This window comes from Planococcus sp. TJ-307, assembly GCF_058268435.1.
The window spans coordinates 355,054-376,810 of the sequence record NZ_JBZDOJ010000002.1 but is presented as its reverse complement, the minus strand read 5'-3'; the positions used below and the strand labels follow the sequence as shown (position 1 = coordinate 376,810).

At 39.2% G+C, this 21,757-nt stretch carries 25 protein-coding genes; 5 read left to right on the top strand and 20 right to left on the bottom strand.

The genetic code is table 11. The annotated features are described in order from the left end of the window. Positions 1–160: 160 nt before the first annotated feature. Positions 161–841, bottom strand: coding sequence for a protein kinase family protein (locus AC4EHK_RS08195; RefSeq protein WP_490978307.1), 681 nt, complete (start codon positions 839–841; stop codon positions 161–163). A gap of 181 nt (positions 842–1,022) precedes the next feature. After that, positions 1,023–1,907, bottom strand: coding sequence for a proline iminopeptidase-family hydrolase (locus AC4EHK_RS08190; protein ID WP_490978306.1), 885 nt, complete (start codon positions 1,905–1,907; stop codon positions 1,023–1,025). 156 nt (positions 1,908–2,063) lie between these two features. On the opposite strand from AC4EHK_RS08190, the gene AC4EHK_RS08185 reads away from it, so the two are divergent. Further along, a complete protein-coding gene (locus AC4EHK_RS08185; protein ID WP_490978305.1) occupies positions 2,064–2,756 on the top strand; it encodes an AIM24 family protein in 693 nt (230 codons plus the stop codon). 85 nt (positions 2,757–2,841) lie between these two features. Here the strand turns inward: AC4EHK_RS08185 and AC4EHK_RS08180 are convergent, their stop codons facing one another. The 8 genes from AC4EHK_RS08180 to AC4EHK_RS08145 form a co-directional block, all read right to left on the bottom strand. Next, positions 2,842–3,174, bottom strand: a complete 333-nt coding sequence (locus AC4EHK_RS08180) for a hypothetical protein (RefSeq protein ID WP_490978304.1) — start codon at positions 3,172–3,174, stop codon at positions 2,842–2,844. Positions 3,175–3,406: 232 nt separating this feature from the next. After that, entirely contained in the window at positions 3,407–3,661 is a 255-nt protein-coding gene (locus AC4EHK_RS08175) for a lipopolysaccharide assembly protein LapA domain-containing protein (RefSeq protein ID WP_490978303.1), read from the bottom strand. Positions 3,662–3,865: 204 nt separating this feature from the next. After that, positions 3,866–4,327 (bottom strand): NUDIX hydrolase, encoded by a 462-nt coding sequence (locus AC4EHK_RS08170; protein ID WP_490978302.1) that lies wholly within the window; start codon positions 4,325–4,327, stop codon positions 3,866–3,868. Between the two features lie 35 nt (positions 4,328–4,362). Next, positions 4,363–5,622, bottom strand: coding sequence for a DUF3221 domain-containing protein (locus AC4EHK_RS08165; RefSeq protein WP_490978301.1), 1,260 nt, complete (start codon positions 5,620–5,622; stop codon positions 4,363–4,365). Between the two features lie 53 nt (positions 5,623–5,675). Further along, positions 5,676–6,161 (bottom strand): hypothetical protein, encoded by a 486-nt coding sequence (locus AC4EHK_RS08160; protein ID WP_490978300.1) that lies wholly within the window; start codon positions 6,159–6,161, stop codon positions 5,676–5,678. 827 nt (positions 6,162–6,988) lie between these two features. Next, a complete protein-coding gene (locus AC4EHK_RS08155; RefSeq protein WP_490978299.1) occupies positions 6,989–7,213 on the bottom strand; it encodes a hypothetical protein in 225 nt (74 codons plus the stop codon). Positions 7,214–8,183: 970 nt separating this feature from the next. Beyond that, positions 8,184–9,227, bottom strand: a complete 1,044-nt coding sequence (locus AC4EHK_RS08150) for a serine hydrolase domain-containing protein (protein WP_490978298.1) — start codon at positions 9,225–9,227, stop codon at positions 8,184–8,186. Positions 9,228–9,409: 182 nt separating this feature from the next. Further along, positions 9,410–9,925, bottom strand: a complete 516-nt coding sequence (locus AC4EHK_RS08145) for a flavodoxin family protein (protein WP_490978297.1) — start codon at positions 9,923–9,925, stop codon at positions 9,410–9,412. Positions 9,926–10,144: 219 nt separating this feature from the next. On the opposite strand from AC4EHK_RS08145, the gene AC4EHK_RS08140 reads away from it, so the two are divergent. Both AC4EHK_RS08140 and AC4EHK_RS08135 read left to right on the top strand, forming a co-directional pair. Beyond that, complete coding sequence (locus AC4EHK_RS08140) at positions 10,145–10,417, top strand: hypothetical protein (protein WP_490978296.1); 273 nt, start codon at positions 10,145–10,147, stop codon at positions 10,415–10,417. Further along, complete coding sequence (locus tag AC4EHK_RS08135) at positions 10,414–10,764, top strand: hypothetical protein (RefSeq protein ID WP_490978295.1); 351 nt, start codon at positions 10,414–10,416, stop codon at positions 10,762–10,764. The genes AC4EHK_RS08140 and AC4EHK_RS08135 overlap by 4 nt, the downstream gene beginning before the upstream one ends. Before the next feature lie 273 nt (positions 10,765–11,037). Here AC4EHK_RS08135 and AC4EHK_RS08130 read toward each other — a convergent pair whose 3' ends face one another. Next, complete coding sequence (locus tag AC4EHK_RS08130; RefSeq protein WP_490978294.1) at positions 11,038–11,460, bottom strand: hypothetical protein; 423 nt, start codon at positions 11,458–11,460, stop codon at positions 11,038–11,040. A gap of 598 nt (positions 11,461–12,058) precedes the next feature. On the opposite strand from AC4EHK_RS08130, the gene AC4EHK_RS08125 reads away from it, so the two are divergent. Further along, complete coding sequence (locus tag AC4EHK_RS08125; protein ID WP_490978293.1) at positions 12,059–13,198, top strand: NAD(P)-dependent alcohol dehydrogenase; 1,140 nt, start codon at positions 12,059–12,061, stop codon at positions 13,196–13,198. A gap of 258 nt (positions 13,199–13,456) precedes the next feature. On the opposite strand, the gene AC4EHK_RS08120 is transcribed toward AC4EHK_RS08125, so the two are convergent. The 5 genes from AC4EHK_RS08120 to AC4EHK_RS08100 form a co-directional block, all read right to left on the bottom strand. Further along, positions 13,457–13,801 carry a hypothetical protein gene (locus AC4EHK_RS08120; RefSeq protein ID WP_490978292.1) on the bottom strand — a complete coding sequence of 115 codons (345 nt, stop codon included), beginning with the start codon at positions 13,799–13,801 and terminating at the stop codon, positions 13,457–13,459. 18 nt (positions 13,802–13,819) lie between these two features. After that, a complete protein-coding gene (locus AC4EHK_RS08115) occupies positions 13,820–13,987 on the bottom strand; it encodes a hypothetical protein (protein ID WP_490978291.1) in 168 nt (55 codons plus the stop codon). A gap of 85 nt (positions 13,988–14,072) precedes the next feature. Further along, complete coding sequence (locus tag AC4EHK_RS08110) at positions 14,073–14,507, bottom strand: SMI1/KNR4 family protein (protein WP_490978290.1); 435 nt, start codon at positions 14,505–14,507, stop codon at positions 14,073–14,075. Between the two features lie 76 nt (positions 14,508–14,583). Then, positions 14,584–14,862, bottom strand: coding sequence for a hypothetical protein (locus tag AC4EHK_RS08105; protein ID WP_490978289.1), 279 nt, complete (start codon positions 14,860–14,862; stop codon positions 14,584–14,586). 292 nt (positions 14,863–15,154) lie between these two features. Then, positions 15,155–16,051, bottom strand: a complete 897-nt coding sequence (locus AC4EHK_RS08100) for a LysR family transcriptional regulator (protein ID WP_490978288.1) — start codon at positions 16,049–16,051, stop codon at positions 15,155–15,157. Between the two features lie 379 nt (positions 16,052–16,430). On the opposite strand from AC4EHK_RS08100, the gene AC4EHK_RS08095 reads away from it, so the two are divergent. Then, positions 16,431–17,003, top strand: a complete 573-nt coding sequence (locus AC4EHK_RS08095) for a DapH/DapD/GlmU-related protein (RefSeq protein ID WP_490978287.1) — start codon at positions 16,431–16,433, stop codon at positions 17,001–17,003. Positions 17,004–17,139: 136 nt separating this feature from the next. Here AC4EHK_RS08095 and AC4EHK_RS08090 read toward each other — a convergent pair whose 3' ends face one another. The 4 genes from AC4EHK_RS08090 to AC4EHK_RS08075 form a co-directional block, all read right to left on the bottom strand. Continuing rightward, positions 17,140–17,661: a cyclophilin-like fold protein gene (locus tag AC4EHK_RS08090; RefSeq protein WP_490978286.1), complete on the bottom strand. Its 522-nt coding sequence runs from the start codon at positions 17,659–17,661 to the stop codon at positions 17,140–17,142. Between the two features lie 360 nt (positions 17,662–18,021). Further along, positions 18,022–18,987, bottom strand: coding sequence for a carbohydrate kinase family protein (locus tag AC4EHK_RS08085; RefSeq protein ID WP_490978285.1), 966 nt, complete (start codon positions 18,985–18,987; stop codon positions 18,022–18,024). 32 nt (positions 18,988–19,019) lie between these two features. After that, positions 19,020–20,489 (bottom strand): sucrose-6-phosphate hydrolase, encoded by a 1,470-nt coding sequence (locus AC4EHK_RS08080; protein ID WP_490978284.1) that lies wholly within the window; start codon positions 20,487–20,489, stop codon positions 19,020–19,022. Between the two features lie 753 nt (positions 20,490–21,242). Then, entirely contained in the window at positions 21,243–21,635 is a 393-nt protein-coding gene (locus AC4EHK_RS08075; RefSeq protein WP_490978283.1) for a hypothetical protein, read from the bottom strand. Between the last annotated feature and the right edge of the window lie 122 nt (positions 21,636–21,757).

Genomic DNA, 21,757 nt, shown 5'->3' with positions numbered 1-21,757 from the left:
ATTAACTTATGCCTAGTATATTCATATGTGAAAGCGTTGTCAATTAAATATTACCAATTTTTCTAATTACTATAAACAGTTTGAGCAGAAGAAAAGCATGTATGAGTTGAAATCCACAACTCCTCAATCCTCGTCTTCAAACCATCAACTCAAACTAGTTTTATTTCCGGTAATTCATTTGTTTGGAAACAACACGCATGAATTCATCAAACGAAGAAGAATAACGGTTCCAATGATGGTACCACTTGCGGATTGTATCGAGCAGCCAAAAAGGCACTGGCTTTCCGTCGATCAGTGAATAGTATTCCTCATACGCTTTCTTTAAATGCTCCCAACGAAAATCATTGCCTGGCTTGATGTATTCTGACACATCCAATAGTTTTGCGCGTCCACTTTGCAAAATGATGTTTTTTAAATGAATGTCTCTCGGGTTCAAACCAATTTCCCGAATGTAATCCCGCGCGTTTTCAACATCTGCTATCGCTTGCTCTGGCACATCGATCCCTTGCAGCAAGCAATCAAACAAGGTCGGGCCTTCTTCAAACTTTAACACGAGCATCCGCTCATCTTTGCCGAAACAACTTGAAAAATAAGGCGACGATCCAATTTGAGCGTAGACTTCAGCTTCAGCTTCCAACTTGTCCTGCTTGCCATCCGCATACACTTTAAATGCATACTGCGGTGCTGCTTCAGACTGAAATACGGCTGCATCCGTGCCCACCCCAATACAACGAAACCCTTCTGCTGCACCGCGTATGGCCACCGGCTCATTATTAGGGCTTGCTGTTACAGAAACTTGTGCAAGCGCATCTGCTGCTTCTTGCCAATTGTATTGATTCATGCCGATCTCCCCTTTAATCTATGGTCAGCTTTCAACTTTTTTCTATACAAAAACCGCTCTTTTCGAATCAGAGCGGTTTTTGGTACACTGCAACTTATGCTTTTATTATGATACCACAGCTTTTTTGAACTTTGTTCTGCTGAGACTTCAGCTATCCATAAAAAGTGTTAATGAGATATGGTTATGCACCCGGTCGCATATCTTGGCGATTCAGCCATTCACGTACCATCTCTACATATGCTTCGGGCTCTTCTACCCCTGGCATGTGGGAACTGTTTTCAAACACATGAAATTCGGCACCTGAAACCAATCCTGCATAATACTCTGTAGCTTCGGGAGTCGCTTCGTCAAAGCGTCCGCATGAAAAAAGAGCTGGAATTTCAATTTCATGCAAGCGTCCGGTCGCATCGAAGTTTTTTAATGTACCGGTAACGGTAAATTCGGAAGCACCCCACATAAAATTATAAATTTGCGAGTTCATGCCTTCCAAGTCTTCTTCCATTTCTTTAGTCCATGGATTAACACGACACATATGCTTTTTATAATAAGCCATCATTGCTTGTTGATATTCTGCAGAATCCGTCGTTTCTTCTCGCTCGCTTCTTTCAATCGTATTCTGGATTTCCTCGGGGAATTGCTTCAAATAATTCCGCTGGTCCTGCTCCCATCTTTGCGCATCTAAAGCCGGTCCTGAGAAAACAATACTGCGAACACCTTTAGGTTTTTTAAACAAGAACGAAGCAGCCAGCATCGTGCCCCACGAATGCCCGAGAATGTGAACATCTTCCAATCCCAGCGCCTGGATAACTTGTTCCAGTTCTTCCACATAGCGATCTACTGTCCAAAGTTCCGTATTTGTCGGCCGATCCGATTTGCCGCATCCAAGCTGGTCATAGTGGATCACCGGACGTTCCAGTCCCAATTGGCGGAGCGGATCATTGGCGCTGCTTTTTGCTCCTGGCCCCCCGTGCAAAATCAATAGCGGAATGCCGGGGCCGTCACCGCTAATTTGATACCATATGTTTCCCCCTCTTACAGGGATAAATCCTTCTTTCTTGTAATCCATACATATGTACCTCCATCCATTGTTCGTTCTACTCTAGATTAATTCTAGTTAAAATGAAAAATACCTTTTTTCAGAAACAAATACAAAACCACTTTAGTGGAACTATCTCACCTGCTATACGTATACACTAGTATTCACCTAAAGGAGGAATTGGTAATGTCAAAATACTCGATCCATCAATTTGTACAAAAAACAAAACAAGATGAAAGTGCACGTGAATTCTTCGAGCTCGAGACGGATCGATTGTTGGAAGTGAACTTGAATGGCCTTGTTTGGGCAAAAGCCGGCTCAATGATTTCTTATGAAGGAAGCATCAAGTTTGAACGAGAAGGCATGCTTGAGCACGGTTTGGGTAAATTCGTCAAAAAAGCTTTTAGTGGAGAAGGCGCACAATTGATGAAAGCCGATGGCAATGGAAAGCTGTATGTAGCAGACAAAGGCAAGAAAATTACCATTCTGGATTTGGAAGGCGAGAGCATTTTTATTAACGGCAATGACTTGCTCGCTTTTCAGGACGGTCTCGATTGGGACATTAAACTTATGCGCCGTGTCGCTGGGATGATGGCTGGCGGTTTGTTCAATGTCCGCTTGGAAGGACAAGGCCTTGTCGCTTTCACCTCACATTATGAACCGCTTACCTTGCTCGTCACTCCTGAGCGCCCTGTATACACGGACCCAAACGCAACTGTAGCATGGTCCGGCAATTTAGAACCGGATTTCGTGACGGATATTCAACTGAAAAGCTTGTTTGGCAGAGGAAGCGGCGAATCGGTGCAAATGAAGTTTTCAGGCAGCGGTTTTGTCGTTGTGCAGCCTTTTGAAGAAATGTATCATACGCAGCAAGGATAAGTTAACTCTATTTGTCCCGCTAGTTTTCATATGAAAACTAGCGGGGCTTTTGTATTATGTATGGTTGATCTAAAGAGATTTTTGCTTAGTCAAGCATATATACTGAAGTAATCATTCGGATTGCAAGTTGCCATTCGCCAAACGAATCTTTATAGGTGATGGTCCACTGCCGATGGTCCAGTTTGCTAATCGTGCAATGGTGATAGTGAAAATGCCGGTCTTGCCAAGATTGGATAAATACCGGGCACTTGCGCTCGCAGGCTACGATGAGCATATCAATCACTGCACCTTGTTCATTGGCCGTTAGCATTGGTTGGGGATCATGATGGAAATCCCATGCATGCTCAGATACAAACAGACCATCCCATCGCGTTCGCTTTCTACCAGTCTTTCTGACCGTATTGCTTTTTTGTTCCATTCCCTTCACTCCTCTTTATAAGAACACCTGTTCTTATTATACATATTAAACGTTAGGAATGTTCTTTTTTTGAAATCTTTTTTTGGAGAACCACGAGAAAAAAGAGAAAAAGCTTTTTCAGCCCTCTCTCTCTTTTAATATTGCTTGTAAAGATCTCAATTGTTTTTAACCCAGTTTGCAGTTTTTAAAAACTGGTCACATTTCAGCATTGAAGAAAAATAAGAGAGAACGGTTATTTTTTCTCTTTGATCGGCTTTCCTTTTTGAAGAGCCCGTATGTTCTTCTGCAACGAAAAAATTTTGACAAGGGCCACCGCTCCGCTTAACATCACCCCCAGTAGAGCAGACACAAGAATCACCAGGACGAGGGGCCATTCTGCTTCACCAAAAATAAAATTGACTGGTACATCATCCACATTGACAACTGCGAAAATGGTGATCATCACGGCAAACAAAAATGCGAGCAACACGAGCCACTGAAATTTCATATGCGTAATCTCCTTTTCAGAATAGTTTATAAAAACCACCAAATTATAAAGGCTATACCCAATTCCCTTCAACTTATAACCTATGACACCCCATTCACTTTAGCTTTAGTTGCTCATTCTTATTACATTCTGCAATTCAAACATTGTAAAAAACATATGAAAGTTAAATATAATTTAATGATCAACGAGTTACTTTCAGGCTCTTTATTTTATGACTGGGAGATTCGAGTTATTTACCCAGTCTAAAATAAATCTGTCTTGATGAGAATTTAAATGTGGCAAGTTGTCACGCGAGAAGAATTGATGTTCCAGACTTTCCAGTGCATCTTGAATTAGTTTTCCCGCAAAACTTGTTGTGTGAAAAATGACTTGAACACTAAAAACCTTATCGCCGTTTTGGTATTCTGCGTATCCTTCACTTCCGGAGTAGAGCCCAAATAAACTTAGGTTTTCTGCCTTTAATCCAGTCTCTTCCCAAGTTTCACGTAAAGCTGCTTCCATGAAAGTTTCGCCGGGCTCCATAACGCCTCCCGGGATCCCCCATACATCATTATCTTTACGATGTTGAAGTAAAATTTGTCCATCTTTTTCGAGAATAATTCCACAGCCAATGGTCATCAATGTATTTGAACCGATTAATTGCCGCATTTCTTGAATATAATTCATCTTGTCCTCCTAATATTTGGTTTCTTTCCATTAATTTATTTTATGTCTTTTATGATTTTTTCGATTTTTTGATCCCATGACTTAAATGTGACGGTCCAATTATCTTGTTTTGCATTGTAAGAGACTGATCGAATAGCAGGAACGTCGAATTCCTCTTGATTAATTTTTTCCAGCGCCTCTTTCACCACTTCAGCTTCCGTCAAATCAGCTGAATCGGGCTGATATGTAGGCAGAACTTCTACGAGTATGGCCCGCCCTTGTCCGGGATAAGATTCCAAAATTTCCCCAGATGCCTCTACGTTTACTCGCTGCCCGATTCCCAACAGCTGCTTATCATCCTCAAAAGCAAAATCGATGGCTGAATAGAATTCATCTTGCCCTCCAGTTTCACCGAAGTCTTGTGACGCAGCTTCAACTGCAAGGAAGCGGTCATCCTCAAGGCTGACAATATAGTAACCTTCATCGGAAGGCTCAGCCGTGACTATAGATTCAGGGTATTTAACTGTCGGCTCGCTTGGTAAGGGGACCATTGTACCTTCCTGTTCGATAATAACTTCGCGATCTGAAAACGCATTTTTTAGGTCCTTAATTTGACTTTCTGTTAGAAAGTTATGCCCAATTTCGATTGCTCCCGTTATGGTATCTGCTGAAATAGAATAGGAAACAGAATTTGGATTTGGGTGTGCTTCCGCCAACGGCTTTACTTTCTTTGATGCTTGATACATTAAGTTATCCAAATCGGCACGGGTATGGGCAATCTTGTAAATATAAATTGGTTCCGCTAAAATTTCGCCGGCGTCAACTTGCTTTTGCAAGGTTTCTGCGAACTTGTCGATCCGCTCATCGGGATTTTTGATGCCAACCCAGATACCCGAGTGACTTGCACCGAAGGTCTGATTTTCATAAAAAATTTCACCTATTTTCTCAAATTCAGTATGCCCTCCGTATATTTCCTCAACAGCTCGATAGACCGCTTCCGCCTCAATCTGCTGAACAGCCATGTCCTCTGCCAGTTCTTCTGTCGGATCCCCTAAATAACCTTCCTTGAAATCAGGTGTTTCCTTTACTGCTGCAGCTGCTTCTTCCCGCTTTACCGGTTCTGAAGTTTGTTCAAGTGCCACAAGAATTTCACGACCGCTTACCATCGTTCCCTGCTCTTCTCTGCTTGGTGCTGACTTCTCCTGATCACCGGAGGCAGGCTCTTCGAGCGGTTCTTTGGCATTAATCGGTTCTTCTTCTCTTCCACATGCAGCCAATAAAAGCATCATGCAAGCCAATACAAAAGCTTTTTTCATTCTTATTGCCTCCTTGTATACGATAGACGGAATGTTGAAAAAATGGATTTGCATCAATCAAAAAGCGTCAAGGGACTTGAGACAGAAAGTTCATATTCAACTTCCTCTGCTATATCTTTACCAACTCCAAATGCCGCTATCGCTTCTATTTCAAATCTGTCGGGTTCAAGTTCTACTAAGTTACTTTCATCAAAATCTAATACTAATGGTTGGTTTCGTATAAGAGTGGTCTTGCTTCTCATGTCGGATCTTGCCCCTGTGTTCAATATTTCACCGTCTTTGTAATATTTGAAGTAGATGACATGATTTCCTCCATGATAAACATCGATTTCTTTATTCTCTCCAGTGTAAGTAATTGAAGCATTAACATTTTCAACATCATTTTCCGTATTAAAAATTTCGAGACGAAAGTTTTCTTTTTGATTGACTGGTTCGTTGTTTTTCGGCCCTACCACTTCAGAAGATCCAGAACCACATCCACTTACACCAAAAATCAACAAAGAAATAAACAGCAACTTTTTAAAAGAAGCTATCTCCATTACTACTCGCTCCCTCCCGTATTGCAATAATGTACAAGTATTTTTTCGAAGGAACAATCTTTACTTATAACATGTCATGGAAAGAATAAGTGATGACATTGAAGATGTTCAGGAACATAACCTCAACCTTGATTACAGTTCTATAACAAAAGAAGAAGTACAATCGGCGCTTCTTACTTTACTGTTATCTCTATAGGTTTTAGACTTAACTTGCTTCAAAACTATTTTTTACTCTTTGCTCAGGCGCTTTTAAATTTTCATATCCTGCCCTTTGATATATTCGTCATTCACTCTCAGTGTAGTAGTTTCAGTATTTAACGAATAAGTTTCTGGATCAGGTAACGTTAAAGATGCTTCAATTGTAATTACATCTCCCTGTACCATTGGCATTGTTATCGCAGTGTCTTTCGTTCAGCCATCTTGCCTTGCTACTGATAAGAGAATAGGAGGCATAGCGTTTACTAGTTCTATAGATTCGTCTTCCAAGTAAGGAAGGGTTCCGGAAACTTTCAGCGTGTCTCCTTTTTCTAATAAGGCAGAGGGAATTATCACTTTGAGCATAAACAGTTCTGATTCTATGGATTCTACTAGTGGTACAGGAATTTTTTCCTGTTGCGCACAGCCAGCTTAAAAAAGCAAAAGCACGATCAAACAAAACTTCTTCATGCTAGTCCGCCTTAACAATTGAGTAGACGGTTTTTTACCTGATCGGTTACATCCTTAGCTCTAGAGTTCGATTCAGCTGTTTTTGCGAGAAAGGCGTCTTTTTTTGTTCATTTCAATTCGATGAAGTGCAAAGTCGTGTAATGTAATTTTATACTATTCATCTATTGCACCAAGACCAACAAAACTAAAAATATGCCCCCAGCTCCGAACACGATGCCTGAAATTTTGTTTTTCTGTTGGAATTGCTCACCGCCAAGAAGTATAAAAACCATTCCTACCCACGCAAATATAAAACCATTAAAAGGCTCAAAACTAGGGGAAACCAGTTTGAACACTACTAAAAAAATCGTAATTATGCCCATTAAAACTATAATTTTATGCATCAAAAAATCATCTCCTCAAAACAAATTTTAAAATTATTCTATGTACTTTTCGTTTCGTAGAAGTATCGACTTGCTGTTTTATATAAATAAATCAGGGTGCAAATCCATAATAGAAAATGAAATGCGCATAATATCCTAAGACAAAAACCACCAAACAAAGGACGATAAACAAAACCAGCATACCGATTTTAGCGTTTCTCGTAACTTCTAGTGTCTAAATACCCATATAGACATGAATGCACAAAGCAACAATAAAGGGAACGATCAGCAAAAAATAAAAAGTAACTAGATCCATTGCCAATACATCGTAGTAATCTCGATTAAGACTTTCCGTGGTTCTAAAATAATTCATCATCCAAGCGAATGAAATCAAGAAAGCTGAGTGCATAATGACACCATAGATAACTAAAGAAATTCTGTACTTCCCTAAATGGTACAGCTTCCACAAAACGAAACAATAAACTACAGCAACTAGTATTCCTACGTATAGGCTGTATGGATAAAAAATATGAACACCTCTTTTGAAAAGATTTTAATGCAGCTATTTATTCCCACATTATTACCATACCAAAAATATCCAATTTTATATATCGAAAATTAGATACTTAGACATTATTCATACAAGAAGTAACCATAAATTAATTTTTAATAAGTTATAGTCGTATCGGAAAATATTCATCAATTTACTTTGCATTGTCTAATAGATAAGGAAATACAATTTAAGAAAACTCCAATATTTTCTCTCATTCATCAAAATTGCCGGAATTAAAATTAGAAAAAAAAAGAACTTACTTTTGATTGTAAGTCCTCTTATTTCTTTGTATTTGAACGTATGGTTTAAGCAAGGTTTGCCGACAAGAACCAATAAAGTTTTCTGGCCATGCCGTTATAGCAAACACACTTGACCACCATTAAACGTATTCAAGTTTACGCGATTTTCTATAATTGAGAACCCGTACTCGATAGTCCAGATTTAATTATTTTCAAGATCATTTTTTGGACAAGCACCATTTACTTGATTTGCAGTACCGGTAAAGTATAGGTCGGTATCCGGGTTATACCATGCAAAAGAACCTGTTTGTCCCCAAAATCCTAAAACCTCTGTTATAGGTTTGAAAGGAGAAATTATTCTTGGAATAAATAGTTTCTCCAAACCTAAACCGTAGAAAAAAATACTGGGTGGCGGCAATATCAAATTCCACTTTTTTAAGCTTTCTATATTCTCCTTCGGAAAAAGCTGCCCATGAAAAAATGCTTTTAAAAAAATCATTGCCTCTTGAGCTGTAGAAACAATGCCGCCTTCAGGTGTGATTGACGCCATGTACTTCGGAAGCCATAGTTTTTCAGATTTGTAATAGAAAGGAACTGGCCGAATATCAGTTTCGTCTTTAAACACATAAGTATTTGTTAAATCGAGCTTATCAAAAATATACTCACGGAACACTTCCTCAATGTCTTTGCCCGCAACAATTTCAATAATTTTGCCCAGCAGTTGATAGTTGGTATCGGAGTATTTTGCTTTCCCTTTTTTTCCCGGCACAAAATTAGGAGTAAGCTCTTTTACTAGTTTTATTGTTTTTTCCAAATGCCAGGATCCATCTTTTCCTTCCAGAAGTTCAGAGACAGAGGTCTTTCCATCCCTTTGTTTATAAAAAAAATAATCCGGTAATCCTGACGTATTGGATATAAGATGCTTAATAGTGATTTCATTGGAATAGTCGATGCCTTTAAAAATATGCAGCCCTTCCATGAGTTCTGGGGGCAAATATGTTGATATTTTGTCATCCAATTCAATTTCCTCTTTTTCTATCATGCATATGACGAGCGTCGTCACATACAGTTTTGTCACACTGGCAATAAAATATCGGCTATCCCTTTGCATATCGCCAACGGTCCCAGTCCATGAAAATCTGCCATCGCCGCTTTCGACACAAAGCACTGCACTAAAAACACCTTTTTTTTTGCCAATTTCTTCAATTGTTTTATTGAGCAGTTCTTCTTTTACTCCGGCCACCATTGCTGCTCCTCCAATCCCAACTCCGAGTTTTTAAACTACCGAATAAGTTTTATTTCTTTTAAATACATTTGCTTTCCTCTGAAATTACGGTAGCTGCCTCTTAACGTTGTAGTTCCAATTGCCGGAGACAGATTGCCTTCATGATGTCGTCAATATTATCTGAAATTGGTCAGTAATTTTCACTATTCTTTCAAAACACCGCTTTTTCGAAGCCATTCCTGAATCGGTTCCTGAACTTCCTCAAGTGCAATAGGAATATTCGTTTTTGGATCCCATTTGGTCGTGATAGAAATACTATCCACTACCATTCCTCCTTTTTTCTTGATTCTTTTGGTTATTGAATCTATAACCTGTCGAGGAACTTTCTCATCACTCTTTGTGATAAATAACCATACTTTCTTATTTTTAAAAGAAGCTTTTTTTAAATACTTATTAACGGCGGGTGTTGTCTTTCCTGCCCAGACTTGAGCACCAAGATATACATTTTCATATTCTTTTAATGCAAAATCCATTGGTTCTATACTGCTTTTAACACCTAGGACTGCTGCCATTGCTGCACCTGCAACATTACCAAGCTTTCGATTCTTTTTTTCTACAATTCTTTGAATATCAAATTGTGTAAGTCGTTGAATTTCTTTCGCAACTACTTCCGTACTGCCAATCCATGAGTAGTATACAATCAAGCTTTTCTTCTTCATTTTATCATTCCTCTCCAATTAATTAGTATCGTCATCACTCCATGCTTTCTGCCAATACACTTAAAGTCTTTTCCTGCGATTGCTATTGAACATAACCTAGCCTTCGGAACAGTTGCTTTAATAATAAACTGCAGAAACCAAACTTAAAAGATTAATTATCTGAAAAATAGGAATACTTTTAATGATGCAAAGAAAAGTGGATTGGAGTGGATGAGTAGCATGGAAAGTGTCATTATTAGTTATTTTAAAGTGGAAAGTGATGCTTATCAGGTTTTTTCAAATTTAAAAGAACCCAATACTTTCGTTGACCAGTTTACCCTTTCACAAGTCGCTTTATTCAAAAAATCAAAACGTCGTATTATTATTGAGGATGGATTTGATACAGGAAAACGTTCCTTGGATTATACATTAGAAGGCGGTCTTGTTGGGGGTCTTGTCGGGATTTTAAGTGGCCACTTGGCATACTGCTTGGATTTGGAAGCGGTTCAGTGACGAGAGATACAGACCAGGCTTCAAACGAAGTAAACCTTATTTTTTCGATGACTTCGCGTATGAAAGAAGGAGACGTGGCAATTGTTGCAGTCGTCCATGAGTTACCCGAAAAATCTTATGACATTGTTTTGGACCAATTTGACGCAGAGATTGTGCGATACGGCGCCAGTGCTATTCTAGAAGAGATAGAACATGGACGGAATGTGGAAATCAAACTTCAGGAGCTGGCAAGAAAAGAAATGCGGAAGGAACGTTCTGAGCACCGCAAAAGCAAAGTTGAGGAATACCGGACCAAATTTAAAGGCGAATTTATCGAGCTCAAAAAGCGTTTTTCTGCCAAAAACTAGTTTGGTAAGAGCAGCAACCGACTGCCTGATCTGCTCAACCCTCAAAAAACCGCTTCAGTAAAAAATAGTAGGACAAACCCCGGTACTGGTTTGTCCTACTATTTTTAGTAGAGAGCCCACAACGCTCGAATAAATTTTTAAAATAGAAGAAGTAATTACAGCTGCTTACTTTAAAGTTTAAACTGGATGTATTTTTGCCACCTGTCGATTCATTTTTGGAGATAACCTGTTGTAACAAGTCTGGGTGAACAACAGGGTAGCTCATGGAACCACTTAGTTATATGCGCCATTCTCATCCAAATCTCCCTCTTGACAGGATTTTTCCAACTCTTGCCAAGAAAGATAGCTCTCACAACTCATCTTTAAATAATACGGTGTAATACTATAAAGTTCGTGCGGACATTTTTGGGACAACAGCAGCAAATGCTGAAAAACTTTTTCAGACACTTCATACTTCTGCATGCAATTCGGCATATTTATAACTTTTTGACTTGCATGCTCTATCTGTACCTCATCAATTTTTGCCCAAAATGTTTCAACTTGAATTTGTGTCTTTCCAGCTTTGAAAATAGTAGCTTCACGTGCCAACCTAGCAAATAAAGTCACCAGAGCCAATTCGTTTTCCATATGCACATCTTTGGATTTAAGAAAGAAATAAGCAATTGATTTCTGAGAAACCGACTGTTTTTTCGCCATTTTATAACGTCTCCTTTTCCTCTCCGGTGAACCCTCTATGAATACAAATCGACCGGAATAGACAGCTTTTTCGAATAAAGACACACAACTTTAGTTGACATCACTTGTTTTTATCGTTCGAGGCTCACCCTACCATTAGAACTAGAGTGAATCAATAAGTATAGATTATTCTCTCATTTTTATCCTATAACAGTCTTTGATTTGAAACTGTGACATACCTCACATCCAACACTTTATTTAAATAGATAAATGGCAGACGAAATATGAGCTAATTTTTGAAGCGAAGCAATTTTCGGTAACAGCATATGAAACATAGTTTAAAACTTAAGGGGCACGATATCCAGTCTTAGCCGGTGGAACAATTCGTCACTATATTAAGTTGTTGATATTATCTGATAATTGTGACAATATATAGATAATGCCGTTCGGATATTTCTCTCTATCAAAAATACATTCAACATACGGCGATTTGATTCCAAAGGAGGAATAAGAATTATGTCCATGTAACGACTGCTTTCAAATCGAAGCCTACGACAAAATGATGCTGAAAAATCTATGGAATTCATTTTACCAACAATTATGAATTGGAGGAGTTTGAATGAAAATAACAGCTGCGGTCGTAAATGGAGTGAACGAAGATTATCAAATTGAAGAATTGACGCTTGGTGAAATTTACCCCGATGAAGTAGTTGTGAAAATAGTGGCAACCGGTATTTGCCATTCAGATGAAGCATTACGTATTGGGGATGCCGCGTTTCCAATGCCTGGCGTGTTAGGCCATGAAGGAGCCGGCATTATTGAACAGGTTGGAAACGCTGTCAAAAACTTTGAAGTTGGAGATCAAGTTGTCATGGCTTACAATTATTGTGGCACGTGCGCGAGTTGCCGTACAGGGCATCCCTCATCCTGCAATCAATGGATAAACTTAAATTTTGCGGGTACCCGTCAAGATGGCAGCCATACTTTTACTAAAGAAGATGGAACTCCGGTGTCAAATTTCTTCACTCAGAGCTCTTTCGCTACGTATACCATTACAAACGCCAATAACTTAATTAAAGTTGGTGCCGACGAGGATTTGCGATTATTTGGTCCACTGGGCTGTGGGTTATTGACCGGCTTTGGTACTGTAGTCAATGGATTAAAACCAAAGACCTCCTCAGCGATTGCCGTGTTTGGTACAGGTGCGGTGGGACTTGGTGCACTTATGTCTGCAAAAATCGAAGGATGCTCAACCATCATCGCAATTGACATTCATGATTCGCGTTTGGAAATCGCACGAGAGCTAGGGGCAACCCATACAATAAATAGCAAGATGGAAAATCTGGCAGATCGTATTGCCGAAATTAGAGGCGATCTAGGCGTCGACTATTCTGTTGATACAACAGGCATTTCAGCCGTCATGAAAGCATCCATTGAGGTTCTGGGAATCGGGGGTATTGCAGCTCCTGTAGCTGTAACACCGAACTCAATCGAATTTAATACCTTTACAGATTTAGTCATGGCGAACCGTAAGCTTATCGGTGTTTTAATGGGAGATGCTGTTCCACAACTGGCGGTTCCGCAACTTATACAATACCACAAAGAAGGCAAATTCCCATTTGAGAAACTGGTTAAATTTTATAAACTGAGTGAAATCAATCAAGCAGCTGCAGATTCGAATAGCGGCAAAACCATCAAACCCATTTTAATTATTGATGAAAATTATCGTAAAGATGAACCTTTGCTATCTAACAAATAAGAGCATTCATATTACAGACAAAAAAGATTCCAGTAGTTATCTGGAATCTTTTTTTCATGTAAATAAAGTTCATATACTTCACCAACAAAGTGGCTTTAGAAGAAGCAAACCACTTCTCAATTCCGCCCTTCCCAAAACAGCTCGAATTTTGCCTGCAAATTTTTCCAGATGCAATCAGCCTTGTCCAACCGATCACTATTGACTTTTAAGAATGATGGGCGAACGCATCATTTGGTTTTAAGTAAAAGGAAAAAACTTTTAATACAAGCCAGTCATCCGCAATTGCAACAAGGTAGTGACGATGTACTTTTTAGCAAGCTTCTCATCCTCAAAGTTTTTTTCATCAAAGACCTGTCCTCGCTCTTTAAGTAAGGTATGCCATTTGCCTTCTTCTTCATAATAATAGAAGCCTGGATCTCTGTTCATCGGCCCACTTTCCGGAATGCCATGAATGGAGGTATATTCGTAGACTTCTTCTTTGCTAACCGTAAAAACCTCCGAGTACTCATGATGCATCATGTTGTTAACACCCAAAGTCTCACAAGCAAACTTTAATGGATTTCCATAAAGCAATACTTTAATCTGTGTTTCTTTATCAATCAAAAGTCTCAACTCCTTTTATCATCCTTCATTATCTTTAAAGTGTTGAATATTACTGAAATGAAACTGGTTTCGCAACTGCCCAAAACCGGTGACAAGAAGCCAAAGAACGGGAACAGTAATCGGCAGTAACACAAAGGTATACACTGTACCAGCAAGGAAAGTCAGTCCTGCATCAATTGTTTCCATGCCTCCTCATAATGATTATGGCCAGACTAAGTATTCTCCCTTTTTCCTGGCCTTTGAATGTAACTTCTTTCACAATAAGTTACATTCAATCTTCATCAAAATCTTCAAACTCCTCTTGAATTGTAGTGGTGATAAAATCTTTTAACGTTGGAGCCAGTTCTTCCGTCTCGTCTAATTCATGAAGCCATAAAAAAATGGGATCTCCTGCTTTTCCATCTTCTACCTTCAAGCATAAGTAATCTCCAGTACCATCTTCGGCAATCGCCATCAGATTTTTAGGAATCCTCCCATCCACAACTTCCTCGTTTTGTCTAACCACGTCGTCCCACGTTTTTTTCATACTGCTAGGATCTTTGATAGGAAATAAAGTCCATTCTCCAACTTCAGGACCATTGGCCATTTTAAACAATTGAACATACTGATTCGGGAAACGAACAGTCAACCTTTGCTCCGTATCTCTTATCGCAGATTCCTCTAAGCCTTTTTTATTTGTTTCCAATAACTTAATAATCTCATGCATAATCTAACCTCCATTTATAAAACTAGCTGCTCATTTGAAAGGAACATAATTATCAATAAGTTACTTTCAACCGCTATCATTTCTGTTCTTGAAACCCTTTTCCTACTACTCTCTTTTTATCCAAATCTATAAATACAATTAGGTTTCCCGTTGTAGTTGTAGCTGTGTCATTGAATACAACCGAATAAACCTCTTCTTCATCGTAATTAGAGTCAATTTTAGGTTGAATTTCAGTAGTGATTGCTTGTTTAGTTACAAGAGAGTCTTTTGGACTTAATGGAATAAGTTCTTGCTCTGTATCAGAAAGACTATTAAAAGCAATCATTTCAATCGGCAGCTCTTTTTCAGCAGCCATCGAGGAGCATCCTATTAACAGGACCGACAAAAAAGTTAAAACAAAAGTTTTTTTCATAGAAATCCTCCTCATTATTTTATCTATTTCTTGAAGTATTCCATACAGAGCGATCTATCTCCTTTTAACTTACTTAAATAAATCATCAGAACCTTGCTACGCAACAATAGTTTTACTTGTTACAGCTCCTGGTTAAAGCTTGGGTTTTTTTACTGTCTCAGTTGGGCTTTCTTCCTGCTGTGAAGAGATTTGCAATTACCTTTTGTCCTCCCTTTATCTTTGATGTAAAAACGCTTCAATCAAATGGATCGGATTTTTGTATATTAATTCGAAGTTGGTTTAAAAACAGATTAGCTGCACTAGAAAAGACCTGATGCTTTTTCCAAATTACGTTTAAGCTCGCTTCTAATTTGGGCCGCAATGGGAGAAAACAGAGCTTGCTATCCCCTGTAGTATTAACTAACTTATCCAGACATAATGCATAACCGATGTTTTCTTCCACCATCAAGGCCGCGTTGTAAATCAGGTTATAGGTTCCGATGACATGAAGATCTTCAATATCTTTTCCAAACCAGCCAGTCATTTCGTTGCTGACTGCTGTTTGCCGGGAGATCAACAAAGGTTTATCCATTAAATCCTCAGGCTGAATAAATGATTTTTGCGCGAGTGGACTGTCTTTTCGCATCAAGACGCCCCATGAATCTGTCGCTGGCAGCTTTAAGTAATCGTATTTCTGTTTGTCCATCGGTTCGATGACAATGCCGAAATCCAATAGTCCATTATCCAATTTGTCGGTAATATCATCCGAATTGCCGCTGTAAAGGTGAAAACGCATGCCTGAGTGGCTCAAGAGCATTTCTTTAAAAGTTTTCGCAATGAATTGCATGGCTTCGGTTTCTCCGCCGCCAATATACACTTCCCCACCAATTTCTTCTTTTGCTCCCTTCAAATTGGCTTCGGTTTTTTCGGTTAGCTCCACAATTTCCTTTGCTTTGTTGAAAAGGAACAACCCTTCCTCTGTTAAGGTAATTTTTCGATTTCCCCGTTCAAATAAAGTGGTTCCCAGTTCCAATTCCAAGTCTTTCAATTGCCTTGATAAAGTCGGTTGAGACAGGTGCAGCTGTTTCGCGGCTGCTGAAATATTTTGTTCATTTGCTACTGCAATAAAATAGCGCAAAACACGAATTTCCATAATAGCCTCCTTTTATCTATACGCTAAAAGCATAGTAGATTATTTGATATAGGTATTGGATATCTGAATACTATCACTTTATGATAAAAAGGAATAGATAAACCCATTGAAGGAGGAAATAAAGATGGCAATCGAAGGAAAAGTAATCGTTATTATGGGAGCATCCAGTGGAAACTGAATTGTATAAAACAATCAATGATAAAAAAGCATCTGCGGCCCTTTAAGCCCAGTCCGAATGGGGACTAGTTGCAGAAGATAATGCCCGAGCCGTGGCGTATGTCACTGATACACCGGATCGCGTTTCGGTCAGCGAGCTGATCATTCGCCCGATAGCTCAAGAAGTATAAATACATTTTGCAAATGATAGGTGGTTTTTCTAATGGAGATGCAGAAATTTATCGATTTTTGCAAAGCAGGCAATCCCATTTCAAGCACAGATAAAGAATTGCACAGACTACTCGTGCAAAGTAGTTTTCAAGCGCAGAAGATAATGATGGAGCTGAATGCAAATTTTCACACACAAGAAGAAATCGTTGCGCTGTTCTCTGAACTGACAGGCACACAAGTCGACGCTTCGTTTTTATGTTTGCCACCTTTTTATACCGACTTTGGCAAAAATATAAGCATCGGCAAAGATGTTTTCATTAACACCGGCTGTTCATTTCAGGATCGGGGCGGCATTAGCATCGGAAATGGGGCTTTGGTCGGTATGAATGTCGTCATCGCTACTTTGAATCACGGCTTGCCCTTGGAAAAAAGAGGCATCACTACTCCCTCTCCCGTAGTCATAGGCGAAAATGTATGGATTGGATCAAACGCCACCATTTTGCCTGGTGTGACAATTGGGGACAGCGCAGTTATTGCGGCAGGCGCAGTTGTTGTGAAAGATGTTCCAGCAAAATCGGTGGTGGCAGGAGTTCCGGCAAAGATCCTAAAGAAAATTACGGAATAGCTGTGCATAATTTTTATGATTGGCTAGATTATATATAAAAGAACGCATCGAGCCTAAGACTTGATGCGTTCTTTTTATGAAGAAGTGGTGTTTGGATATATGCAATGTCTAAACGTATACCGTCTTTTATTCATAGTTACTTATCGTTTCTAGCTAAATCAAGCGTGACAGTTATATCTCCATTCCCAATAACTTGAGCAAATCTTTCCATGTCTTCAATATGTCCGAGACGAGTATAATTATGGGAAGTAGAGAGGTTTTTGTAAAAAATGACCAGGCAATTATCTCCATAAAGCATGATATCTCCTGCACGAATCTCGCCTGGGCTCTCAGAATTTGTTGGAAGTCGATCTGAAAGATAATAGAACTTTTCGTTTCTATGAAGGTCCTCCATGTCTACGTTCAAAGGAAGTAATTCAACCAATGCTTGGGTGGTTTGATTATCATAAAGTTTTGCTGAGAATACTTCATCGTCTATTTTTAACTCTATAGCTAATGGAGTTGACATATCGGCTTCACCCCTTTCTTGGATTGTCTCATTGCTTAGCTCTACTCCATCCGGATTTTCTCTTTCGATTGTTTCGCTTTTGCCAGGAGAACAAGCAGTCAGGATGAAAAAAATTACCAATATACATAACTTCATGGAGAATTTTTTCAATTTTATTACCTCCCTTCTACTTACTCTTGTGGATATTTTCAGTTCAGATAGTTAAGCATTAATAATTTGTACCTTAACTGAAACTTGCAGTTATTTTTATTACTATCATAAAGCGATAGAAATGAAATGACCAATACCTATAATAAATATCCAACTATACATTTTAGGCATACGGATACCATCAATACTTATGTGTTAATAAGTAAATTCTTTTCTCGCATGTATATTCATTTAGCTTGTTTGAACATCTCAGCCAGTTCAAATTCTTCTCTAAATTTTTCCGCTAAAAAACACCCCGAAAGTTAGATTTCAAATCTAACTTTCGGGGTGTACCACCTTCACCCTGAATAGCAATTTGTTTTATTTGATTAACGCCAAGACTTGTTCTTTCGTAGGAAGAGATGAGATGGCCCCTTTTCGGGTAGTAGTCAGCGCTCCAGCGGCATTTGCAAAAGCTAGTATTTCCTGTGGATGCTCACTTACTAAAGCCTCCAGATTGTCTTGCCCTGTATTCATCTTCAACAGCTGATACAGGAAACCGCCAACGAACGCGTCTCCTGCCCCCGTCGTATCCTCCACTTTTACCGAATATCCCGCGGATGAATATTTTTTGTTCTGCAAGTAAAGGTCCGCACCTTTTGCACCTTTTGTTAACACCACTACCTTTACATCTCCTGTGAAAAAAGACGCAATTGCTTTTTGTTCATCTGCTATGTCTGTAATAAACTCCAGTTCATCATCAGAGATTTTGACAATATGGGCCATCGGAATAAAATCCAGAACGGTCTTCCGGCAGTCCTGTGGATCGTCCCACAGAGGCAGACGCACATTGGGATCAAAACTAATAATCCCACCACGTGCCTTGGCAGCTCCAATCGCTTTGAGATGAGCTCCTTTCATCGGACTCTCGACCAAATCCACAGAACAAAAGTGCAAAATATCCCTTTGATGAAACCAGTCAGCAATTACTTCAGAGTCTTTCAGCAAGAGATCTGCAGAAGGGTTTCTGTAAAATGAAAAGTCGCGTTCTCCGTTTTCGCGCAATGATACAAAGGCAAGTCCGGTATTCGCCTCTTTTGTTCTTACAATCTTATCGGTTTTCACACCGGCCAGTGCCATTTGTTCCAAAAGAAATTCACCAAAGGCATCTTCCCCTACTTTGGTAATCAGTGAAGCAGTTCCGCCAAGCTTTGCAACAGCAGCCGCTACATTTGCCGGAGCACCACCAGGCTCTCGTGTAAAAGAAACGACATCTTTTAAGGCGATTCCTTTTTGGTGGGGGATAAAATCTATTAATATTTCGCCAATAGAAAATAAATTTCCCATTCAGCACATCTCCTTCTTCGGAAATTCGGCTATTAATAATCCCACTGGACTGCTTTAAACGCTACTGAACCACCTGTTGCATAAAACCGGATTTCCTTGCTTCTTATATCCGGAAAAATCCGCGACGTAAACACTTCTTCTCCATCGTTCACAAAAATTTCTACGGATGAAGAATCGACGAACAGATGAAATTTGCGAACATCTCCAACAATCTGGCATTTTCTTTCGGTTCCAAACTTGCTTCCAATCACTTTGCCCGATAAAGTGCGGTCGAGTATCACTTTCCCCTGGACTGCATCATATTTGATCACCGTTTTTTCTTCTTCACCAGCTCGGAATTCTATACCGTACTCTAAGGCGTCCCCACGTTCAAACTCACAAATCAGTTCATAAGTGGTTCCTGAGAATCCCTCAACCATTTTCTTCTCATCCAAAATTGTATCTTCTGCCTCGACTTTGTTCTTACGGAGTGCCTGGAGCTCCGGAACAGGTTTTTGAATAAGTTTTCCATCGCGAAGCGATAATTCTCTCAGGATGGTCAAGCAGTTTGCCCATCCATTTATATCGCTGGGGTATTCAATTTCAGGCAAACCCATCCAGGCGACCATAAGACGCCTGCCACTCGGGGTCTTCATTGTATGCGGGGCATAAAAATCAAAACCACGGTCAAGTTCGATAAAACTTCCGTGAATCAATTCCTTTTGCTGCAGATTGATCTTCTCGCCCAGCACATAACCCGCCTGGTAAATATTTTGATAAAGATCCCCCACTGGTTCCAGTCCTTGTGGAGAAAAAATCAGGATACCTTGATTTTCCATTTCAAAGTAATCTGGGCATTCCCACATAAATCCGAAGTCATCCAAGTTTGTGGCCAACTCTCCTTCAAATTTCCATTCCAACAAATCAGCTGAACTCAACAAACAGACACACCCTGTTTCATTGGTTCTTTGGGCGCCGATTACCGCATAAAACTTGTCTTCCTCTTTCCATAATTTCGGATCGCGAAAATGCTCTGTATACCCCGCTGGAACTTTGTCGAGAACTGACTTTTTCGATTTGATGATATTTCCTTCCTCATCCATCATGGCTATACATAGATATGGATGTCGCACGAGATTTTCATCCCGTGTATTGCCCGTGTACAACAAATATAAGTTTCCGTTATACTCAACGGCACTTCCCGAATATGCACCGTGGCTGTCAAAATATTCGTCCGGCTTAATGGCAATCCCGACATTCGTCCAGTTTACGAGGTCTGCAGATTTGGTATGGTACCAATACTTCAAGCCATGAAAAGGACCCAGTGGATGCCATTGATAGTACAAATGATATTCACCGTTGTAAAAACAGAAGCCGTTCGGATCATTGAGAAGCCCAGAAACCGGTTGGATATGAAACGTTTGCCGCCAGGTACAGCTATTAACCCTTAAAATCAAGTTGTCTATATCTTCTTGGCTGACCTGATCGAGTCGGATGTAACTTTTCCCCCGTGGTAGTTCCATTTTCTTTCTGCTCCTTTTAGTAAAATAGAATCTTCCCTTGAAACATTTTGCAAAAGTTATATTTCCAAAGAGCCCTTCCCCCTTGCCAAAAACCATTTAAGGAAGGGGTTCCCTAAATGGCTTTAAAATTTCACTTTTATTCCTGTCGTGAGTGATTGTTACATGAAGTTAATTTTGATGATTTTGTATTCTATGTGGTGTTAGGGTGGAGATGCCAGGGATTGCAACAATGATGGCTATGATGTTTGTGGGGTTAAAAAATTGCAAACTAATTTTCAAGGTTTGTAATAGAAGGATGATCTTGGCTCGGGTCATTTCCAGGAAATGTTGTCTTCTGCATTTTGCGGAACCCGTACCATTTCACTCCAAATGTAACCGCTTTCTTACCTAAATTATATTATTTCCAAGATTTATTATCAACGCTGGCTCTTTAACAATCTGATATTCAAACAACTTTATGAGCACAATGTGTCCGCCGTATAATAAAGTTTTCGATCCTTCCTGCCTCTTCATATAGAAATAGAAAAGCATAAAAAAAGTTCCAGTAATTAAACCAGAACCTTTTGGTATGTGTGCATGTATCTTTCCTAAAATTTTACTTTTCCGACAAAATCGCTCTCGTAGAAAAAAGCACCTGTCAATCAGATCTTGTCCAACCAGCTATGATTGCTTTGGTGCAGGGAAAATGCCACCAAGATTTTTGTGAAGTTACTGCGGCTTCCCTTTATATGATTATTTGGATGATTTATTCAGTTATTCTTCAATACTTTTACTGACAACTTTAGTTTCTTTAATCCCTTTTTTAATAATAATTTTCCCATGGATATAAGATAGTACATCGATAGACTGATTCTCAATATCCATACTTTCTTTCGTTAAGTTTACTCCTCTAATAAAAGTATCTATGCCATCAATTAATTGACTATGTTCCGTTGTTATAATTTTTGATACCGAAAGTTCCTCTAGCTCTCTTACGATACCCTCAGCTCTTTCAGCAGCAATCGTTAATTGTTCTTTATAAATCGCTAACTCTTTTTTAGAATACAAGTTTCCTGTTTCTAATTGTGGATTCAGATTAGAAACTTTGGATATCGAATCTACAATTAGATTAAAACATTCAATATAGTAATTATCTTTTTGATTCATCCTCATTCACCTTTAAAATATTCAATCGCTCAATTTTAATTGGAATCAAAAATCAAAATTAACTGTAAAATAATCTAATTCATTTGTTTTAACCATCATAAACTACTCTCTGTAAAACTACA

Coding starts and splice junctions, on each gene's coding strand:
- AC4EHK_RS08195 (WP_490978307.1), bottom strand. CDS start 841: ATGAATCAATACAATTGGCAAGAAGCAGCAGATGCGCTTGCACAAGTT.
- AC4EHK_RS08160 (WP_490978300.1), bottom strand. CDS start 6,161: ATGGAGATAGCTTCTTTTAAAAAGTTGCTGTTTATTTCTTTGTTGATT.
- AC4EHK_RS08130 (WP_490978294.1), bottom strand. CDS start 11,460: ATGGCGAAAAAACAGTCGGTTTCTCAGAAATCAATTGCTTATTTCTTT.
- AC4EHK_RS08185 (WP_490978305.1), top strand. CDS start 2,064: ATGTCAAAATACTCGATCCATCAATTTGTACAAAAAACAAAACAAGAT.
- AC4EHK_RS08165 (WP_490978301.1), bottom strand. CDS start 5,622: ATGAAAAAAGCTTTTGTATTGGCTTGCATGATGCTTTTATTGGCTGCA.
- AC4EHK_RS08125 (WP_490978293.1), top strand. CDS start 12,059: ATGAAAATAACAGCTGCGGTCGTAAATGGAGTGAACGAAGATTATCAA.
- AC4EHK_RS08085 (WP_490978285.1), bottom strand. CDS start 18,987: ATGGGAAATTTATTTTCTATTGGCGAAATATTAATAGATTTTATCCCC.
- AC4EHK_RS08105 (WP_490978289.1), bottom strand. CDS start 14,862: ATGGCTGCTGAAAAAGAGCTGCCGATTGAAATGATTGCTTTTAATAGT.
- AC4EHK_RS08140 (WP_490978296.1), top strand. CDS start 10,145: ATGGAAAGTGTCATTATTAGTTATTTTAAAGTGGAAAGTGATGCTTAT.
- AC4EHK_RS08100 (WP_490978288.1), bottom strand. CDS start 16,051: ATGGAAATTCGTGTTTTGCGCTATTTTATTGCAGTAGCAAATGAACAA.
- AC4EHK_RS08150 (WP_490978298.1), bottom strand. CDS start 9,227: ATGGTGGCCGGAGTAAAAGAAGAACTGCTCAATAAAACAATTGAAGAA.
- AC4EHK_RS08080 (WP_490978284.1), bottom strand. CDS start 20,489: ATGGAACTACCACGGGGGAAAAGTTACATCCGACTCGATCAGGTCAGC.
- AC4EHK_RS08110 (WP_490978290.1), bottom strand. CDS start 14,507: ATGCATGAGATTATTAAGTTATTGGAAACAAATAAAAAAGGCTTAGAG.
- AC4EHK_RS08190 (WP_490978306.1), bottom strand. CDS start 1,907: ATGGATTACAAGAAAGAAGGATTTATCCCTGTAAGAGGGGGAAACATA.
- AC4EHK_RS08170 (WP_490978302.1), bottom strand. CDS start 4,327: ATGAATTATATTCAAGAAATGCGGCAATTAATCGGTTCAAATACATTG.
- AC4EHK_RS08180 (WP_490978304.1), bottom strand. CDS start 3,174: ATGGAACAAAAAAGCAATACGGTCAGAAAGACTGGTAGAAAGCGAACG.
- AC4EHK_RS08075 (WP_490978283.1), bottom strand. CDS start 21,635: ATGAATCAAAAAGATAATTACTATATTGAATGTTTTAATCTAATTGTA.
- AC4EHK_RS08175 (WP_490978303.1), bottom strand. CDS start 3,661: ATGAAATTTCAGTGGCTCGTGTTGCTCGCATTTTTGTTTGCCGTGATG.
- AC4EHK_RS08095 (WP_490978287.1), top strand. CDS start 16,431: ATGGAGATGCAGAAATTTATCGATTTTTGCAAAGCAGGCAATCCCATT.
- AC4EHK_RS08115 (WP_490978291.1), bottom strand. CDS start 13,987: ATGGAAACAATTGATGCAGGACTGACTTTCCTTGCTGGTACAGTGTAT.
- AC4EHK_RS08145 (WP_490978297.1), bottom strand. CDS start 9,925: ATGAAGAAGAAAAGCTTGATTGTATACTACTCATGGATTGGCAGTACG.